The 16,480-nt window shown below is 71.1% G+C and carries 14 protein-coding genes; 9 read left to right on the forward strand and 5 right to left on the reverse strand.

Features of this window, described 5'->3' with window-relative positions; translation table 11 throughout:
* Positions 1-4: 4 nt before the first annotated feature.
* The 3 genes from HP445_RS05330 to HP445_RS05340 form a co-directional block, all read right to left on the reverse strand.
* The gene (locus HP445_RS05330; RefSeq protein ID WP_128780793.1) at positions 5-1,072 is read right to left on the reverse strand and encodes an NAD-dependent epimerase/dehydratase family protein; all 1,068 of its coding nucleotides are present in this window, start codon (positions 1,070-1,072) and stop codon (positions 5-7) included.
* 125 nt (positions 1,073-1,197) lie between these two features.
* Positions 1,198-2,058 (reverse strand): sulfurtransferase, encoded by an 861-nt coding sequence (locus tag HP445_RS05335; RefSeq protein ID WP_164941195.1) that lies wholly within the window; start codon positions 2,056-2,058, stop codon positions 1,198-1,200.
* Positions 2,059-2,372: 314 nt separating this feature from the next.
* Positions 2,373-3,914, reverse strand: coding sequence for an MFS transporter (locus HP445_RS05340; RefSeq protein WP_128780794.1), 1,542 nt, complete (start codon positions 3,912-3,914; stop codon positions 2,373-2,375).
* 171 nt (positions 3,915-4,085) lie between these two features.
* Here HP445_RS05340 and HP445_RS05345 point away from each other — a divergent pair, with 171 nt between their 5' ends.
* Positions 4,086-4,748: a TetR/AcrR family transcriptional regulator gene (locus tag HP445_RS05345; protein ID WP_111024668.1), complete on the forward strand. Its 663-nt coding sequence runs from the start codon at positions 4,086-4,088 to the stop codon at positions 4,746-4,748.
* A gap of 118 nt (positions 4,749-4,866) precedes the next feature.
* Here HP445_RS05345 and HP445_RS05350 read toward each other — a convergent pair whose 3' ends face one another.
* Positions 4,867-6,498 carry a dolichyl-phosphate-mannose--protein mannosyltransferase gene (locus tag HP445_RS05350; RefSeq protein WP_128780795.1) on the reverse strand — a complete coding sequence of 544 codons (1,632 nt, stop codon included), beginning with the start codon at positions 6,496-6,498 and terminating at the stop codon, positions 4,867-4,869.
* A gap of 121 nt (positions 6,499-6,619) precedes the next feature.
* Here HP445_RS05350 and rsmI point away from each other — a divergent pair, with 121 nt between their 5' ends.
* The 4 genes from rsmI (at position 6,620) to rsmA (ending at position 10,927) form a co-directional block, all read left to right on the forward strand.
* Positions 6,620-7,441, forward strand: coding sequence for a 16S rRNA (cytidine(1402)-2'-O)-methyltransferase (gene rsmI / locus HP445_RS05355; RefSeq protein ID WP_027466054.1), 822 nt, complete (start codon positions 6,620-6,622; stop codon positions 7,439-7,441).
* A 134-nt stretch (positions 7,442-7,575) separates the two neighbouring features.
* The gene (gene metG, locus HP445_RS05360; protein WP_128780796.1) at positions 7,576-9,144 is read left to right on the forward strand and encodes a methionine--tRNA ligase; all 1,569 of its coding nucleotides are present in this window, start codon (positions 7,576-7,578) and stop codon (positions 9,142-9,144) included.
* Positions 9,141-10,073, forward strand: coding sequence for a TatD family hydrolase (locus HP445_RS05365; protein ID WP_128780797.1), 933 nt, complete (start codon positions 9,141-9,143; stop codon positions 10,071-10,073). Before metG ends, HP445_RS05365 begins: the two co-directional genes overlap by 4 nt.
* A gap of 2 nt (positions 10,074-10,075) precedes the next feature.
* Positions 10,076-10,927, forward strand: coding sequence for a 16S rRNA (adenine(1518)-N(6)/adenine(1519)-N(6))-dimethyltransferase RsmA (gene rsmA / locus HP445_RS05370; protein WP_128780798.1), 852 nt, complete (start codon positions 10,076-10,078; stop codon positions 10,925-10,927).
* Positions 10,928-11,080: 153 nt separating this feature from the next.
* Here the strand turns inward: rsmA and HP445_RS05375 are convergent, their stop codons facing one another.
* On the reverse strand, positions 11,081-11,821 hold the full coding sequence (locus HP445_RS05375; protein ID WP_128780799.1) for an SDR family oxidoreductase: 741 nt from the start codon (positions 11,819-11,821) through the stop codon (positions 11,081-11,083).
* 101 nt (positions 11,822-11,922) lie between these two features.
* On the opposite strand from HP445_RS05375, the gene HP445_RS05380 reads away from it, so the two are divergent.
* From HP445_RS05380 to HP445_RS05395, 4 genes are all read left to right on the forward strand, one after another.
* On the forward strand, positions 11,923-12,765 hold the full coding sequence (locus tag HP445_RS05380; protein WP_071406524.1) for a helix-turn-helix transcriptional regulator: 843 nt from the start codon (positions 11,923-11,925) through the stop codon (positions 12,763-12,765).
* Between the two features lie 270 nt (positions 12,766-13,035).
* Positions 13,036-14,034, forward strand: a complete 999-nt coding sequence (locus HP445_RS05385; protein ID WP_128780800.1) for an ATP-grasp domain-containing protein — start codon at positions 13,036-13,038, stop codon at positions 14,032-14,034.
* Between the two features lie 86 nt (positions 14,035-14,120).
* Complete coding sequence (locus HP445_RS05390) at positions 14,121-15,161, forward strand: LLM class flavin-dependent oxidoreductase (RefSeq protein WP_128780801.1); 1,041 nt, start codon at positions 14,121-14,123, stop codon at positions 15,159-15,161.
* Entirely contained in the window at positions 15,161-16,480 is a 1,320-nt protein-coding gene (locus HP445_RS05395; RefSeq protein ID WP_111024677.1) for an O-acetylhomoserine aminocarboxypropyltransferase/cysteine synthase family protein, read from the forward strand. Before HP445_RS05390 ends, HP445_RS05395 begins: the two co-directional genes overlap by 1 nt.

Below are 16,480 nucleotides of genomic sequence, written 5' to 3' on the forward strand. Positions count from 1 at the left end.
CGTGTCAGCCCAGGTTGAGGGAGAGGAGTGCGAGTGCGGCGTCCTCGGGGCCGTAGTCGAACATGTGCTCCCAGAACGGGTCGTCGGCCCACGGGACGTCGCCGTCGGCGGGCGTCGCGTGGGCGGTCTCGACCAGCCATGCCAGTTCCGCGGCGACGGCGGTCGCGAACTCCGGTGGTTCCCACCCGAGGGCGCGTGCCGCCGTGGTGTCGAGGACGAACGGCGGCCGTGACGACCACGGCGTGCCGCCCACGAACGCGGGCGCGTCCTCGTCGAGCAGGACCTCGTCGAACCGGTGGTCCAGGTGTCCGCCGATCGTCCGCACGATCTCGAGCGCGGTCGGGGCCGAGGCATCCGCGACGTTGAGGATCCGGCGGTCCGGTGCGTCCGCGACGAGACGGACGAGCGAACCGATGCCGCTCGCCGCCGTCGTGTGGTCCACACCGCGGCCGTGGTCGGCGAGCAGGATCCGCTCCCGGCCGTCGAGCACACGGCGGACGACGAACCACTCCCGCGGGCGGCCGATGCCGACGCCGTACACCTTCGACGGGCGGAGCACCGTGACCGGGGCGCCGTGGTCGAGCAGGACCTGTTCGGCCGCCACCTTCGCGGCGCCGTAGCCGTCACGGCTCGTCGGGTCCCCGTCGCCGGCGGTGACGGTCGGCTGGATCTCGGTGACCGCGACGCCGAACACCGGCTTGTCGAGCGAGTTCGCGTGCCGCCCCTGCTCGTCGGCGTACACCGACCTGGACGAGACGAAGACGGTCGAGCCGACGTCGTCGAGGAACGGCAGGAGCTGCTGGGCGTCGTCGCGGGTCAGGCCGACGGTGTCGACGAGCAGGTCGGCTCCGGGGCGGAGCAGGTCACGCAGGACGGATCGGTCGCGGCGGTCGCCGGGCGTGAACGTGGCTCCGGAAGCGGTCAGCGCGTCCGCCGCGGGGCCGCCTCGGCGTGCGAGGACGTCCACCTGCCAGTCGTCGCCGCCGCGGCCCGAGGCGTCGAGGAACTCTCGTGCGACGGCTGAGCCGATGCCGCCGGTGCCGCCGAGGATGACCGCGCGTCTGGTGCTCATGGTGCAACGGTAGTGCGGTGCGGTGCGGCGCGGCGCGGCGCGGCGGTCGGCTCGCGGCCGTCAGTCCTCGGCTGACGGTCCGCGGCCGTCGGCCCGGCGCGGCCGTGGTTCCGCGATCGGTTCCGTCAGGAGGCGAGCTGCTCGTGCCGCCACCAGTCGGCCAGCGAACCGTCGTAGACCTTCACCCGGTCGTGCCCGAGCACCGTCAGGGCGAGGGCGTCGACGCACGCGGCGCTGCCCACCCCGCAGTACGTGACGATCTCGTCGGCACCGATCACCGCGGCGAAGGCCCGCTCGAGCTCGGCGCCGCGCAGGTACGCGTTCGTCTCGGGGTCCACCAGGGTGTCCGCCGTGATCGGGGTGCTGCCCGGCACGATCGGCGGGTGGTCGTCACCGAGGGCGGCCCAGGGCGCGGCGAACACCAGGGACGCCGGCTCTTCGCCGGAGACCGCACGGGTGACGCGGTCGTGGTCGGCCCAGAGCGCACGTTCTTCCCCGGCCAGGAACGCACCGGCATCGGGGTCGGACGGCGTCGCGGGCGTGCGGAGTGCGCCCACGCGGACGGGGCGGCCCTCGTCGCGCCACTTCGTGAAACCACCGTCGAGCACCGCGACCGAGTCGAAGCCGAACGAACGGAAGATCCACCAGAGGCGCGCTGACCACTCGCCGACGCTGTCGTCGTAGACCACCACGGTCGAGGTGTTCGTCACGCCGAGCTGTGCCGCGGCGACCTCGAAGCGTTCGGCGCCGGGGCGGGTGAACGGGACGTCGGCGTCGGCGGCGGAGAAGTCGTCGATCAGGTCGGCGAAGCGGGCGCCGGGCACGTGGCCGCGCTGCTCGTGGGCGTCCCGTCCGGGGAGCCAGGTGGTGTCGAACCCGGCCCCGACGGTGTGCACCGAGGCGTCGAGCACGACGAGCTCGTCAGCACCGAGGTGGTCTGCGAGCCACTGCGTCGACACGAGTGGTGAGGTCAGGACGGGGGCCATGTCGCACACCATAATCCGCACCCCTGACGTGGGCCAGGGACGTGGACACGCGGCGCAACCGGGGGTGGGGGTAGGTGCATGCGTGGGCAGTGATCGACGATGCACCAGTCGTTCGACGAGTGGTCTGTCGGAACATGCGCGGGCACCGATTGTGTGCGCATCCTTCGACGAAGCACGCGTCGTTCGACAGGTGGATCGTCGTGGAACGGGTGTCGCCGCGCCCCCCCCCCCCCCCCCCCCCCCCCCCCCCCACGCACAACGGCCCGCCCCGGCAGAACCGGAACGGGCCGAAGACGCGGAGCGAACCGCCAGCGTCAGTGCGCTGCGGCGGGGATGCTCCCGGTCGTGGCGGACCCGGCACGTGCGAGCCGCTCGACCCGCACCGACTGCCGGTTGATGAGCAGTCCGCTGGCCAGGGCGACGAGCACGAGCACGCCGGCCGAGATGCCGAACGCCACGTGGTACCCGTCGAGCGTGGCCTGGGCCTGCTGCAGCTTGGTCGGCGCGGCGGTCAGCCCGGACAGGCTGTTCGACACGACGTCCGCGAAGATCGTCGACAGCAGCGCCGTACCGATCGAGCCACCGATCTGCTGCATGGTGTTCACCGTCGCCGAGGCCACACCGGCGTCGGCCCGAGCAACTCCGGTGGTCGCGGTGTTCATCGCGGACGAGAAGATCGTGCCCATGCCGAGACCGATGACGATCAGCGCCGGCAGGACGGTGCCCGCGTAGGAGCTGTCCAGGTCGGTGCGGAGCAGCAGCAGGAGCCCGGTCGCGGCGACCAGGCCACCGGCGAAGATGAGCACCTTCGGCCCGACGCGCGGCAGCAGGCGGCCACCGATCTGCGTCGCCGAGATCATGATCGACAGCGGCATCGGCAGGAACGCGAGACCGGTCTGCAGCGAGCTGAACCCGAGGGTCTGCTCCAGGTAGTAGGTCAGGAACAGGAAGATGCCGAACATGCCGATCGCGACGAGGCCGATCGCGATGAACGAGCCGCCGCGGTCACGGTCGAGCACGACGCGCAGGGGCAGCAGCGGGTGGGCGACGCGGGTCTCGATGAACACGAACGCGGCGATCAGCACGACACCGCCGGCGAGCATGGCGATCGTGACGGGGGAGTCCCAGCCGTTCGTCTCGGCGTTCGAGAAGCCGTAGACGACGCCGACCAGCCCGAGCGTGATGGTGATGACGCCGAGCACGTCGATGCGCGGACGCTCGACCTTGGGCGGCTTCTCCATGAAGACGAGTGCGCCGATCACGCCGAGCACGGCGAAGACGACGTTGACGTAGAGGCACCAGCGCCACGAGGCGTACTCGGTCAGCACGCCGCCGAGCAGCAGGCCGATGGCCGCACCCGAGCCGGCGATGGACCCGAAGATGCCGAACGCGCGACCGCGTTCCTTGGGGTCGCGGAACGTGGTGGTCAGCATGCCGAGTGCGGACGGGGCGAGCAGCGCGCCGAAGACACCCTGCAGTGCGCGGGCCGCGACGAGCAGGCCGAACGAGTCGGCGAGGCCACCGAGCACCGAGGCGACGGCGAACCCGACGAGCCCGATGATGAAGGTGTTCTTGCGCCCGAACAGGTCGCCGAGGCGACCGCCGAGCAGCAGCAGCGAACCGAAGGCCAGCGAGTACGCGGTGACGATCCACTGTCGCTGGTCGGTGCCGAAGTCCAGGTCGGCCTGGGCCGAGGGCAGGGCGATGTTCACGATGGTCGCGTCGAGCACGACCATCAGCTGTGCGAGGGCGATGACCGCCAGGGCGATCCAGCGGTGGTTGCTCTTGGCGGGGGTGGTGCCCGGAGTCGTGGGTGCTGTCCCGGTGGGGGTCGGCACGGTGTGTTCTGCCGTCACGGCAGCCTCCTTCGAGAAGGTTGGAGGGTGGGGTGGAGGTGCGCGCCGTCGGGCACTCCCGAGATGTGGTGGTGACGAAAACGGATGCGAGGCATCCGTTTGTGGTCAGTGTAGACCGAAACGGAAGGAGGGCATCCACTTGTTCCCAGAAAGTGCAACTACGGTCGGATCGTGAGCACCACCGAGTCCGCGTCCGACCTCGAGCGACCGCTGCGCGCCGACGCAGCGCGCAACCGCGAGCTGATCCTGCAGACGGCACGCAAGTGCTTCGCGGAGCGCGGGCTCTCCGTCACGTTGAACGACATCGCGCACGAGGCCGGCGTCGGGGTCGGCACCGTCTACCGACGGTTCGCCGACAAGGACTCCCTGATCGAGGCGCTGCTCGCCACCAAGTTCGAGGCCATGAACGACGCCGCAGCGCGCGCCGCGGACGTGTCCGACCCGCGCGAGGCGCTCCGGGTGTACCTGATGGGCGTCTTCGCGTTCCGTGCACGCGACCGCGCCCTCGCCGACGCCATCGTCCGTGCCGGCAAGGCCCGACCGTCCATCGTGCAGGAGCGCGACCGGCTCGAACGGCAGGTCGCCGCGATCATCGGCCGTGCCGAGACCGCCGGCGTCGTCCGGCCCGGCTTCGACTACCGGGACCTGCCGATGCTCACCGCGATGGTCGGTGCGGTCGCCGACGCCACCCGCGAGCACGACCCTGATGCCTGGCGCCGCTACGCGGAGCTCCTGATCCAGGGCGTCCTGCCGGGCACGGACGACACCGCGCCGATGCTCGGCGACCCGCTGGACCGCGAGTCGATCGAGCGCGCGCTGCACGCGCAGTCCTGACCACGGACGCAGGGGAGGCCCGTGGCGGCGCCGCCACGGGCCTCCAGTCCGGCGGTGGTCGCCACCAGAGCGCCCAGCGCGACGAGCGCGACCGGAACGGCCGGACCTGCCAGGCCGGCTACAGCCAGCTGGGGATCCAGTAGTGCGACCGGACGAAGTCCCACGGCACCTGCATCGCCGTCCACATCGGGTACCAGTAGACCGAGGCCAGCACGACGACGCCCAGGTACACGCCGACCCACAGGATCGCCCGTGACCGGCGGGACCGTTCGTCGCTCCGCCTGCCGAGCACCAACCCGATCGCTGCTGCCAGCGCCATCACCATGTAGGGCTCGAAGGCGATCGTGTAGAACTGGAACACCGTCCGGTCGACGTACATCAGCCAGGGCAGGTACCCCGCCGCGACGCCGAGCAGGACGAAGCCGTACTCCCACTTCCGGCGCAGGACCCAGAGCACGAGCAGCGCCACCGTCGCGATGACCGAGGCGTACCAGATGAACGGGTTCGCGATGCCGGTGATCGCCTCGCCGCAGCGGTCCGCCCAGCAGCCGTCCTGCCCGGCGTCCGTGCCGACGTAGAACATCGACGTGGGGCGCTGCATCACGAGCCAGAGCAGCGGGTTCGCCTGGTACGAGTGCGGGGTGTGCAGCCCGATGTTGAAGGCGTAGATCTCCGACTGGTAGTGCCACCAGTTCTGCAGGCTGTCCGGCACCCAGGCGAGCAGCCCGGTCCAGCGATCGCCGCCCGAGGACAGCCAGTTGCGGTCCCAGCCGTCCCTCGACACGAACCAGCCGGTCCACGACGCCACGTAGGTCACCGCGGCGATCGGCACGGTCAGCAGGAACGACACCGGTGCCTGCTGCAGCAGCGCGCTCGACGACCAGAACTCGACCCCGGCACGGCGGCGCATCATCATGTCGCTCAGCACGGAGTACACCGCGAAGAACGCCAGGAAGTACATCCCCGACCACTTCGTCGCCGCCGCCAGCCCGAGTGCCAGGCCCATCGCGAACAACCACGGACGCCACCAGAACACCGGCCCCCACAGGGTTGTCCGGCCCGCGGCGGCGCGGGCGGCGACCCACTCGTCGAGCCGCCGTTGGCTCTGCCGGCGGTCGAGCAGCAGCGCCCCGAAGCCGAGGATGACGAAGAAGGTCAGGATGCCGTCGAGGAGCGTCACCCGCGACATCACGATCGCCTGCCCGTCGATCGCGAGCAGGAAGCCGGCGAGCGTGCCGATCATCGTCGAACGGAACAGCGACCGGGCGATCACGGCGGTGAGGAACACCGTCGCGATGCCGAGCACGGCCACCGTGAAGCGCCAGCCGAACGAGTTGTCCGCCCCGAACAGCAGCATCCCGAGGCCGATGAGGTACTTGCCGAGCGGCGGGTGCGCGATGAACTCCGCGGCGCTCGTGAAGACGTCCGTCTCACCGCGCACGAACCGGTCGTCGGTCGTCGGGGCGGTGTCACCGCTCGGGTTCGCGGGCCAGGTGCCCTCGTACCCGAGGTGCACGATCGACCAGCCGTCCTTGACGTAGTACGTCTCGTCGAACACGAGCGAGTGCGGGTTGCCGAGGTTCACCAGCCGCAGCACGGCGGCGAGGAGCGTCACCGCGAGCGGACCCGTCCACCGCCACACGGCGACGCGCTGCGACGTGGAGAGCACCCGCCCCCACCAGTCGTCCAGGCGCGAGCCGACCGGCCCGTCGGGCACGGCCGTGCGGTCGTCGGTCAGCTCGCTGGTCATCGCTGAGCATCCTACGGATCGACCACATGTCCCCGCTGCGACGGGGCTGCTCGCGCCGACGCAGCCGCCCCGCGGCCGCCCCGGGGCCGCGCCGGCGTCGCGGTGCGGGGACAATGGGTGCGTGATCGTCCTCGCAGCAACGCCCATCGGCAACCTCGGGGACGCCTCGCGCCGTCTCGTCGAGACCCTCTCCAACGCCACGGTCGTCGCGGCGGAGGACACCAGGACCGCCATCCACCTGATGCGCGCCCTCGGCATCGAGAACCGTCCGCGGCTCATCGCCCTGCACGAGCACAACGAGCGGGCGAAGGCGTCCGAGGTCGTCGAGCTCGCCCGCGACGAGGACGTCGTGGTCCTGACCGACGCCGGCATGCCCGCGATCAGCGACCCCGGCTTCCCCCTCGTCGAGGCCGCCGCGGCCGCCGGGGTCACCGTCACCGCCCTGCCCGGGCCGTCGGCCGTGCTCATGGCGCTCGCCGTGTCCGGGCTGCCCACCGACCGCTTCACGTTCGAGGGGTTCCCGACCCGCAAGGCCGGCGAGCGCCGTCGGGCGTTCCAGGCGCTGGCGGGGGAGCAGCGGACGATGGTGTTCTTCGAGTCGCCGCACCGGCTGGCCGAGACCCTGGCCGACATGGCCGTCGGGTTCGGGGGCGACCGCCGCGCCGCGGTCTGCCGCGAACTCACGAAGCTGTACGAAGAGGTCCGTCGCGGGCCGCTGGACGAACTCGTCACGTGGGCGTCCGAGGGCGTCCGTGGCGAGATCTGCATCGTCGTCGCCGGCGCCGCGGAGGCCACCGAAGAAGCCACGCTCGACGACGGGGTGCGCCTGGTGCTCGAGCGGGTGGCCGCAGGCATGCGCATGAAGGAGGCCGCCGCGGCGGTCGCGGACGCGACCGGGCTGTCGAAGCGGGACCTGTACGAAGGGGCGCTCGCGGCGCGCTGAGCGGGGTTCGTCACGTTCGCGTCCGCCGGTCTGGAGGCGCGGGGCGGGCCCGTCACGGGCCTCCCGGACCCGGTTCTCCACAGTCCACCGCCGCACGCGTCATCAGGGTTCGGTGCGCCCGTAGGATGGTCCGCATGTCCGCCGGGTCCTCGTTCAGCATCACCACGCCGATCTTCTACGTGAACGACGTGCCCCACATCGGGCACGCCTACACCGAGGTCGCCGCGGACTTCCTCGCGCGCTGGCACCGGCAGCGCGGTGACGACACCTGGCTGCTCACCGGAACCGACGAGCACGGGCAGAAGATCCTGCGCACCGCCTCGGCGAACGACGTCTCGCCCAAGGAATGGGCCGACCGGCTGGTCAACGACGCCTGGAAGCCACTGCTCGACACGGTCGACGTCGCGAACGACGACTTCATCCGCACCACCGACGAACGGCACGAGCGCGGCGTGACGGCGTTCCTGCAGAAGCTGTACGACGACGGCTTCATCTACGCCGGTGAGTTCGAGGGCTTCTACTGCGTGGGCTGCGAGGAGTACAAGCAGCCGAGCGACCTGGTCGCCGGGACCGGTGCGTACGAGGGCCAGCAGGTCTGCGCGATCCACTCGATCCCGGTCGAGGTCCTGGCCGAGCGCAACTACTTCTTCCGGATGTCCGACTTCGAGCAGCGCCTGCTCGACCTGTACGAGTCGAACCCGCTGTTCATCCAGCCCGAGAGTGTCCGCAACGAGATCATCTCGTTCGTCAAGCAGGGGCTCCGCGACCTGTCGATCTCGCGCTCCAGCTTCGACTGGGGCATCAAGATCCCCTGGGACAGCGACCACGTGCTGTACGTGTGGTTCGACGCCCTGCTCAACTACGTCACGGCGCTGGGCTACGGCACCGAGGACGACGAGGCCTTCAAGCGCCTCTGGCCGAGCGTGCACATCGTCGGCAAGGACATCGCCCGCTTCCACGCCGTGATCTGGCCGGCGATGCTCATGGCCGCCGGGCTGCCCGTGCCGGAGCGCGTCTTCGGCCACGGCTGGCTGCTCGTCGGCGGCGAGAAGATGTCCAAGTCGAAGCTGACCGGCATCGCGCCGTCGGAGATCACCGACACGTTCGGGTCCGACGCGTTCCGCTACTACTTCCTGCGCGCCATCACCTTCGGGCAGGACGGCAACTTCAGCTGGGAAGACATCTCGGCGCGCTACCAGGCCGAACTCGCGAACGGCTACGGCAACCTGGCGTCGCGCCTGGTCGCCATGCTGCAGAAGTACTGCGACGGCGAGGTCCCCGATCGCGGCGAACTGACCGAGTCCGACCAGGCGATCGACGCCCTGGCCGTGTCGGTCACCGAGCGTGCCGACGCCGCCATCGCCGCCTTCGCCCCGCACGAGGCGATCGCCAGCGTGTGGGAGCTCGTCGACGCCCTGAACGGGTACATCACCGAGCAGGCGCCCTGGGCCCTGGCGAAGGACGACGCCAACCGCGAGCGCCTCGGCACGGTCCTGACCACCGCGCTCCGCGGCCTCGGCACCGTCACCGTCCTGCTGTCCCCGGTCATGCCGAAGGCGACCGAGAAGCTCTGGGCCTCGATCGGCGCCGGCGGGTCCGTCGCCGAGCAGCGGGTCGACCGCGCGTACGAGTGGCAGGGTGCGTCGCACGTGGTGCCGCTCGAGAGCGGGCTGTTCCCCCGGATCGAGCAGGTCTCCGCGTGACCGACGCCGAGTCGCACGTCCGGTCCCGCGGCGACGGGGCGTCCGGTGGCTCGAAGCGCGACCTGACGTACCCGCCGCTGCCGCAGGCGCTCGTCGTGCCGGTGTACGACAACCACACCCACATGGAGATCGCCGACGGCGTCGGCGACGGGGGTGACGGTCCGCTCGAGTACCGCGAGCACCTCGACCGTGCCTCGAGCGTCGGCGTGCGCGGTGTCGTGCAGATTGGCACCGACCTCGCCACCTCGGAGTGGTCCGCGTCGATCGCGGCTCGGGAGCCCCGGGTCCTGGCGGCCGTCGCGCTGCACCCGAACGAAGCGCCCGTGCTGCAGGAGCAGGGGCTGCTCGACGAGCACCTCGCCGGCATCGAACGGCTCGCCGCCCTGCCGCGGGTCCGGGCGATCGGTGAGACCGGCCTCGACTTCTTCCGCACCGGCGAGGACGGCCGCGACGCCCAGGTCCGTTCGTTCGAGGAGCACATCCGCATCGCGAAGGAGCACGACCTCGCGCTGACGATCCACGACCGCGACGCGCACGACGCCGTGGTCGAGGTCCTCGACCGCGTGGGTGCCCCGGAGCGCACCGTCTTCCACTGCTTCTCCGGCGGGCCGGACCTCGCCCGGCTCTGCGCCGAGCGCGGCTGGTACATGTCGTTCGCCGGCACCGTGACGTTCAAGAACGCCGCACTGCTGCGTGAAGCCCTGGTCGTCGCCCCGCGGCACCTGATCATGATCGAGACCGACGCACCGTTCCTGACGCCCACACCGTTCCGTGGCCGCCCGAACGCGCCGTACCTCATCCCGCTCACCCTGCGGTCGATGGCGGAGACGCTCGGCACGGACGCATCGATGCTCGCGGCCCAGATCGCCTCGAACACCGAGCTCGTCTACGGCGCGTGGGACGCCGAGCCCGTGACGGTGGACGAGTAGTCGTGGGCGCACTGCTCGGCCCGGCGGAGATCCGGGAGCTCGCGGCCCAACTCGACGTCACCCCGACGAAGAAGCTCGGGCAGAACTTCGTGCACGACGCCAACACCGTGCGGCGCATCGTGTCCGTCGCCGGTGTGACCCCGTCGGCACAGGTGCTCGAGATCGGCCCGGGGCTCGGGTCGTTGACGCTCGGGCTCACCGAGACCGGCGCCCCCGTCACCGCGGTCGAGATCGACAAGCGCCTGGCCGCCAAGCTGCCGTCGACGGTGTCGTCGATGCAGCCGGACGCCAGGCTGACCGTCGTGCAGCAGGACGCCATGACCGTCGCCGCCGCGGACCTCGACGTTGAGCCGACGCACCTCGTCGCGAACCTGCCCTACAACATCTCCGTGCCCGTGCTGCTGCACCTGCTCGCGACCTTCCCGTCGATCGAGCGGTCGCTCGTCATGGTGCAGGCCGAGGTCGGGTACCGGCTCGCCGCCGGCCCCGGCAGCAAGGTCTACGGGTCGCCGAGCGTCAAGGCCGCCTGGTACGGGTCGTGGAGCACCGCCGGGTTGGTCAGCCGTCAGGTCTTCTGGCCGGTGCCGAACGTCGACAGTGTCCTGGTGGCGTTCGACCGGCACGAGCCCCCGGGCGACGAGCTCCTGCGGTCCCGGGTGTTCACGCTGGTGGACGCGGCGTTCCAGCAGCGGCGCAAGATGCTGCGGCAGAGCCTGTCCGGGGTGCTCGGCGGCAGTGCGCACGCGTCCGAGGTCCTGACGGCGGCGGGCATCGACCCGACCGCCCGGGGCGAGGCGATCGGGGTCGACGACTTCGTGCGGCTCGGGCGGACGGTCCTGGCGGCCGCGGAGTAGCTCGTTCCTCGCCCGGCGACGGCCCCGCCGTGACGCCTGCGTGCTGCGTGCCTGCTGACCGCGATGGTGCGAGGTTCTGTGTTCCGTGCGAGCCGAAGTGCCTCGCACTGAACACGGAACCTCGCACCGTACGAACGTGGGCCATCGCCCGGGTCAGTGCTCGCGGGACGCCATCATCTCGAGGATCTGCTGGTGGTTGCCGTTCCGCTCGGCGAAGCGCAGCGGGTGCACGTTCTGCACCAGGATCTCCGGGGCAGCGCCGGACTCGATGAGCGCCATGACCTCGTCGGCGAAGGCGTCGAGCGGCATCCCACCGAAGTCGGCGCCGCCCATCAGGTCGGTCATGACGGCCGGCGGGGCGAGCTCCAGCACCTCGAGCGACGACCCGACGAGCTGCTGACGGAGGGCCTGCGTGTAGGCGTGCACACCGGCCTTCGTCGCGCTGTACGTCGGTGATGCGGTGAGCGGGACGAACGCGAGACCGGAGGTGACGGTCATCAGGGTGGCCGAGGGCTGGGCGAGCAGGTGCGGCAGGAACGCGTCGATGAGCCGGATCGTGCCGACCAGGTTCGTCTGGACGAGCTCGAGGGCGTCGTGGATGTGCTCGGGGTCGCGGAGGTCCTCGTCGCGCATGATCCCGGACATGGTGATCAGGGCATCGAGCGACGGGTACGCCTCGACCACCGATGCGGCGGCGGCCTCGATGGACGCCGCGTCGGCGACGTCGATCTGCACGGTGCCGAAGCCGTGCTCGGCGGCGAGGGAGTCGAGGAGCGCCTGGCGACGGCCGCCGATGACGACGGTGCTGCCGGCGGCCTGCAGGCGCTGGGCGAGCGCGAGACCGATGCCCGAGGTCGCGCCGGGGATGAAGACGGTGGAGTTCGTGATGTCCATGACCACCACGATGCTCCGTGGACAGGGACGCAACCAGAGCGCGGTCATCGGGGGATCGGCGATCCCTGGCACCCGGGCCGGAAGCGGACGACAATCGACCCATGGACCGTGCCGCGCTCGCCGACTTCCTCCGCCGTCGCCGTGAGCTGTTGCGCCCCGAGGACGTCGGTCTCGGGCAGGGCCCACGACGGCGGACCCCGGGGCTGCGCCGTGAAGAGGTCGCTGCCCTCGCCGGCATGTCCGTCGACTACTACACGCGACTCGAGCAGCAACGCGGACCGCAGCCGTCCGAGCAGATGATCGCCGCGATCGCCCGGGCCCTGCGGTGCAGCCTCGACGAGCGCGACCACCTGTTCCACCTGTCCGGGCAGAACGCCCCGACCCGGATGCACCGCGCCGACCACGTCGACCCGGCGATCCTGCGGGTGCTCGACCGGCTCGAGGACACCCCGGCGATCGTCGTCAGTCACCTGGGCGAGACCCTGGTCGAGAACCGGCTCGCGGCGGCGCTCCTCAGCAGCTCGGTCGGCCTGCCGGGCAACCGCCGGTACCAGGCGTGGCGGTGGTTCGTGACGGGTGAGGAGCTCGCGAAGTACGCACCTGAGCAGCACGAGCGGCTGGGTCGGGTGGTGGTCGCGTCGCTCCGGGCGGCCGTCGGGCTCGCGGGTCCGGGCGACCGTCGGGCGACGGAACTCATCGCCGAGTTGCAGACGCGCAGTGCCGAGTTCCGCGACCTCTGGGCCAAGCACGAGGTGGCTACGCGCTGGTCGGACAACAAGACGATCGTGCAGCCGGAGCTCGGCCGCATCACCGTCGACTGCCAGGTGCTGCACACCGACGACCAGGCGCAGGCTCTGCTGCTCTTCACCGCGCCTCCAGGATCAGAGGACGCGCAGAAGCTCGAGCTCCTCGGCGTCGTCGGACAGCAGACCTTCGCCGGCTGACACGGCGCACGGTGCGGGTTCGCTCGGCTCGTGCGAGGTTGGTCGACCCCGCACGGTGCGAGGTTGGTGAGCCCGTGCGCCGTTGACCGCTCGGTGCCGCCCTACAGTCCGCCACCGAGCGACCAACCTCGCACCGACCGGACAGGGGCGCACCGTGCGACCCGCCCGACCCCGCCGCCCGACCCGCCCCCCGCCCCGCCCGCGCCCCCGAGAAGCAACGCCACGTCACACACTTGGCCGCGTGCGGTATACCGTGCCTAGGGTGGGGGCGTGAGCACTCCGCGCGTGTACGTCATCCACGAGAACCCCGAGTGGTTCCCCCCGCTCGCCGCTGCCTTCGAGGCCGAGGGTGTCCCGGTCGAGGAGATCCTGCTGACCGAGGGCCAGATCGACCTCGCGGCCGAGCCGGCACCCGGCGTCTACTGGAGCCGCATGTCCGCGAGCTCCCACACCCGCGGCCACGAGCACAGCAAGGAGTACACCCGGGCGATCCTCGGCTGGCTCGAACGTGCCGGCCGCCAGGTCGTCGGCGGCAGCCACGTGCTCGAGCTCGAGGTGTCGAAGGTCGCCCAGCACGGGCTCCTGCAGCAGGCCGGGTTCGACGTGCCGCGCACGACCGCCGTGTTCGGCACGACGACGCTCAAGGACGCCGCCCGCACCTTCACCGACGGGCAGGACGTCCCCTTCATCACGAAGCACAACCAGGGCGGCAAGGGCCTGGGCGTGCGGCGGTTCGACTCGCTCGCCGAGTTCGACGCCTACGTCGACAGCCCCGAGTTCGAGGCCCCGGTCGACGGCATCACCCTGCTGCAGGAGTACCTGACGGCCCGCGAGCCCTTCATCACCCGCGTCGAGTTCGTCGGCGGCGAGTTCGTGTACGCCGTCCGCGTCGACACCAGCGCCGGCAGCTTCGAGCTCTGCCCCGCCGACGCGTGCGAGGTGCCGCAGGTCATCGCGGGTGCCGTCTGCGACGTCCCCGGCACCGAGACCCTCGGTGCGCCCCCGGCGTTCGCCGTCCGGACCGAGATCACCGCCGAGCACCCGCTGGTCCAGCAGCTCCGCACGTTCCTCGCCGACCAGCGCATCACCATCGCGGGCGTCGAGTTCATGGAGACGACGGACGGCCGCACCGTCGTCTACGACATCAACACGAACACGAACTACAACCCCGCGGTCGAGGAGTCCGCGCCGGCCTCCGGCCCGCGCTCCATCGCGAAGTACCTCGGTGGCCTGCTGGCAGCGGAGTACGCGGCGCAGCTCACGGCCTGAGAACGCAAGAACCACCGGACTGGAGGCCCGTGGCGGGCCCGCCACGGGCCTCCAGTCCGCCTTTCCCACACCCCCAAGGAACCCACGTGCGATTCGGATACTGGACCCCGCTCTTCGGCGGCTGGCTGCGCAACGTCGACAACGAGAACATGCCGGTCACCTTCGACTACGTGAAGCGCCTGGCGCAGCGCGCCGAGCGGATCGGCTTCGACCTGACGCTCGTGCCGGAGCTCAACCTCAACGACATCAAGGGCACGGCGGCACCCTCGCTCGAGGCCTGGTCGCTCGCGGCGGCCATCGCGGCGACGACCGAGCGCCTGGAGATCATGGCGGCGATGCGTCCCGGGTACCACCTGCCCGCGGTGACGGCGAAGCAGGCGGCGACGATCGACGACATCTCGTGCGGCCGGTTCACCTTCAACGTCGTGAGCGCCTGGTGGGCGGAGGAGGCGAAGCAGTACGGCGGGATCTTCTCGGAGCACGACGACCGGTACAAGCGCACCGCGGAGTTCGTCGAGGTCATGAAGGGCCTGTGGCGCGAGACCCCGTACTCGTTCTCGGGCGAGTACTACGACATCGAGAACGCGCACCTCGAGCCGAAGCCTCGCGTGACGCCGCGCATCTACGCCGGTGGGGAGAGCGAGGCCGGCAAGGCCGCGATCACCGGGTACGCCGACGCCTACGTCACGCACGGCGGCACGGTCGAGGAGCTCCGCGCGAAGATCGACGAGATGAAGCAGCGCCGCGTCGACGCCGGTCTGCCGCCGTTCGAGGCGTTCGGCATGGCCGCGTACGTCATCGTGCGCGAGACCGAGGAAGAGGCGCAGGCCGAGCTCGCCCGGATCACCGACGTGCAGCACGGCACGGCGTACGAGTCGTACCAGGACTTCATCTCGAAGTCGCAGCTCGAGCACGTGCCCTCGCTCGAGGACTACTCGGTGTCGAACCGCGGCCTGCGCCCCGGGTTCGTGGGGACGCCGTCGCAGGTGGCCGCCCGCATCCGGGAGTTCGAGGACGCCGGGGTCGACACGCTCCTGCTGCAGTTCTCGCCGCAGCTCGAGGAGATGGACCGGTTCGGCGAGCAGGTCATCCCGCTCGTCCGGCAGTCGGTCGGGGCGCAGTCCTGATGGGTGCCACGCCGACCAACGCCGAGGACGGCTGGGCGTTCGAGACCCGCCAGATCCGCGCCGGCTTCAAGGCCGACCCGGGGTGGGGCGCGAACGTGCCGCCGATCGCGCAGAGCGCCGCGTACGTCTACCCGTCGGGGGAGGACGCCGCCGCGCGCTTCATGCTCGACGCTCCCGGCCACACCTACACGCGGGTGAACAACCCGTCCGCGGCAGCACTCGAACGCCGGATCGCCGACCTCGAGGGCGGGATCGGTGCGCTGGCGCTGGCGTCCGGGCAGGCGGCGACGTCGCTGGCCGTGCTCGGTGTCGCACGCGCCGGTGACCACGTGGTGTCGAGCGCCTCGCTGTACGGCGCGACCTACACGCTGTTCGCCTCGACCCTGCGGGACCTCGGCATCACCTTCACGTTCGTGCAGGACCCGACCGACCTGTCCGAGTGGGCGGCGGCGGTGCGTCCGGAGACGAAGGCGTTCTTCGGCGAGTCCATCCCGAACCCCCGCGGCGACGTCCTGGACTTCGCCGGGGTTGCCGGCGTCGCGCACGAGGCCGGGGTGCCGCTCATCGTCGACAACACCATCGCGACGCCGTACCTGGTGCGCCCGATCGAGCACGGCGCCGACATCGTCGTGCACTCGGCGACGAAGTACCTGGCCGGACACGGCAGCGCCATCGCCGGGCTCATCGTCGACAGCGGGAACTTCGACTGGGCGGCGCACGCCGACGCCTACCCGCAGCTGGCCACGACCGAGCAGTCCGGGTTCGCGAACACGAACTTCGCCGAGAAGTTCGGGCGGCGGGCGTTCATCCAGCGCACCCGCTCGAAGCTGTCCGCCGACCTCGGGCCCGCGATCGCGCCGTTCAACGCGTTCCTGGTGCTGCAGGGCATCCAGACGCTGTCGCTCCGCATGGACCGGCACGTGTCGAACGCCGCCACGGTGGCGACCTGGCTCGACGCGCACGACCAGGTCGAGCACGTGCACTACGCCGGCCTGCCGGACTCGCCGTGGCACCACCTGCAGCAGCGCTACGTGCCGAAGGGACCGTCGGCCGTGCTGTCGTTCGACCTGGCCGGCGGGGTCGCCGCGGGCCGACGGTTCGTGGCGGCGCTCGAGCTGTTCGACCACGTCTCGAACCTCGGTGACGTCCGCTCGCTCGTCGTGCACCCGGCATCGACCACCCACGTGCAGATGACCTCGGCCGAGCGGGCTGCCGCGGGGGTGGGGGACGGTCTCATCCGCCTGTCGATCGGCCTCGAGCACATCGACGACATCACCGCGGACCTGGCGCGGGGGTTCACGGCAGCCGCAGCGGGATAG

Origin of the sequence: Curtobacterium flaccumfaciens, assembly GCF_013359815.1 — a bacterium.
In the GTDB taxonomy this organism is placed as follows: domain Bacteria; phylum Actinomycetota; class Actinomycetes; order Actinomycetales; family Microbacteriaceae; genus Curtobacterium; species Curtobacterium flaccumfaciens.

Excerpts from the sequence above, each read along its gene's own strand:
- HP445_RS05330 (WP_128780793.1), bottom strand. The coding sequence starts at position 1,072 with ATGAGCACCAGACGCGCGGTCATCCTCGGCGGCACCGGCGGCATCGGC.
- HP445_RS05335 (WP_164941195.1), bottom strand. The coding sequence starts at position 2,058 with ATGGCCCCCGTCCTGACCTCACCACTCGTGTCGACGCAGTGGCTCGCA.
- HP445_RS05350 (WP_128780795.1), bottom strand. The coding sequence starts at position 6,498 with ATGACCAGCGAGCTGACCGACGACCGCACGGCCGTGCCCGACGGGCCG.
- metG (WP_128780796.1), top strand. The coding sequence starts at position 7,576 with ATGTCCGCCGGGTCCTCGTTCAGCATCACCACGCCGATCTTCTACGTG.
- HP445_RS05375 (WP_128780799.1), bottom strand. The coding sequence starts at position 11,821 with ATGGACATCACGAACTCCACCGTCTTCATCCCCGGCGCGACCTCGGGC.
- HP445_RS05380 (WP_071406524.1), top strand. The coding sequence starts at position 11,923 with ATGGACCGTGCCGCGCTCGCCGACTTCCTCCGCCGTCGCCGTGAGCTG.
- HP445_RS05395 (WP_111024677.1), top strand. The coding sequence starts at position 15,161 with ATGGGTGCCACGCCGACCAACGCCGAGGACGGCTGGGCGTTCGAGACC.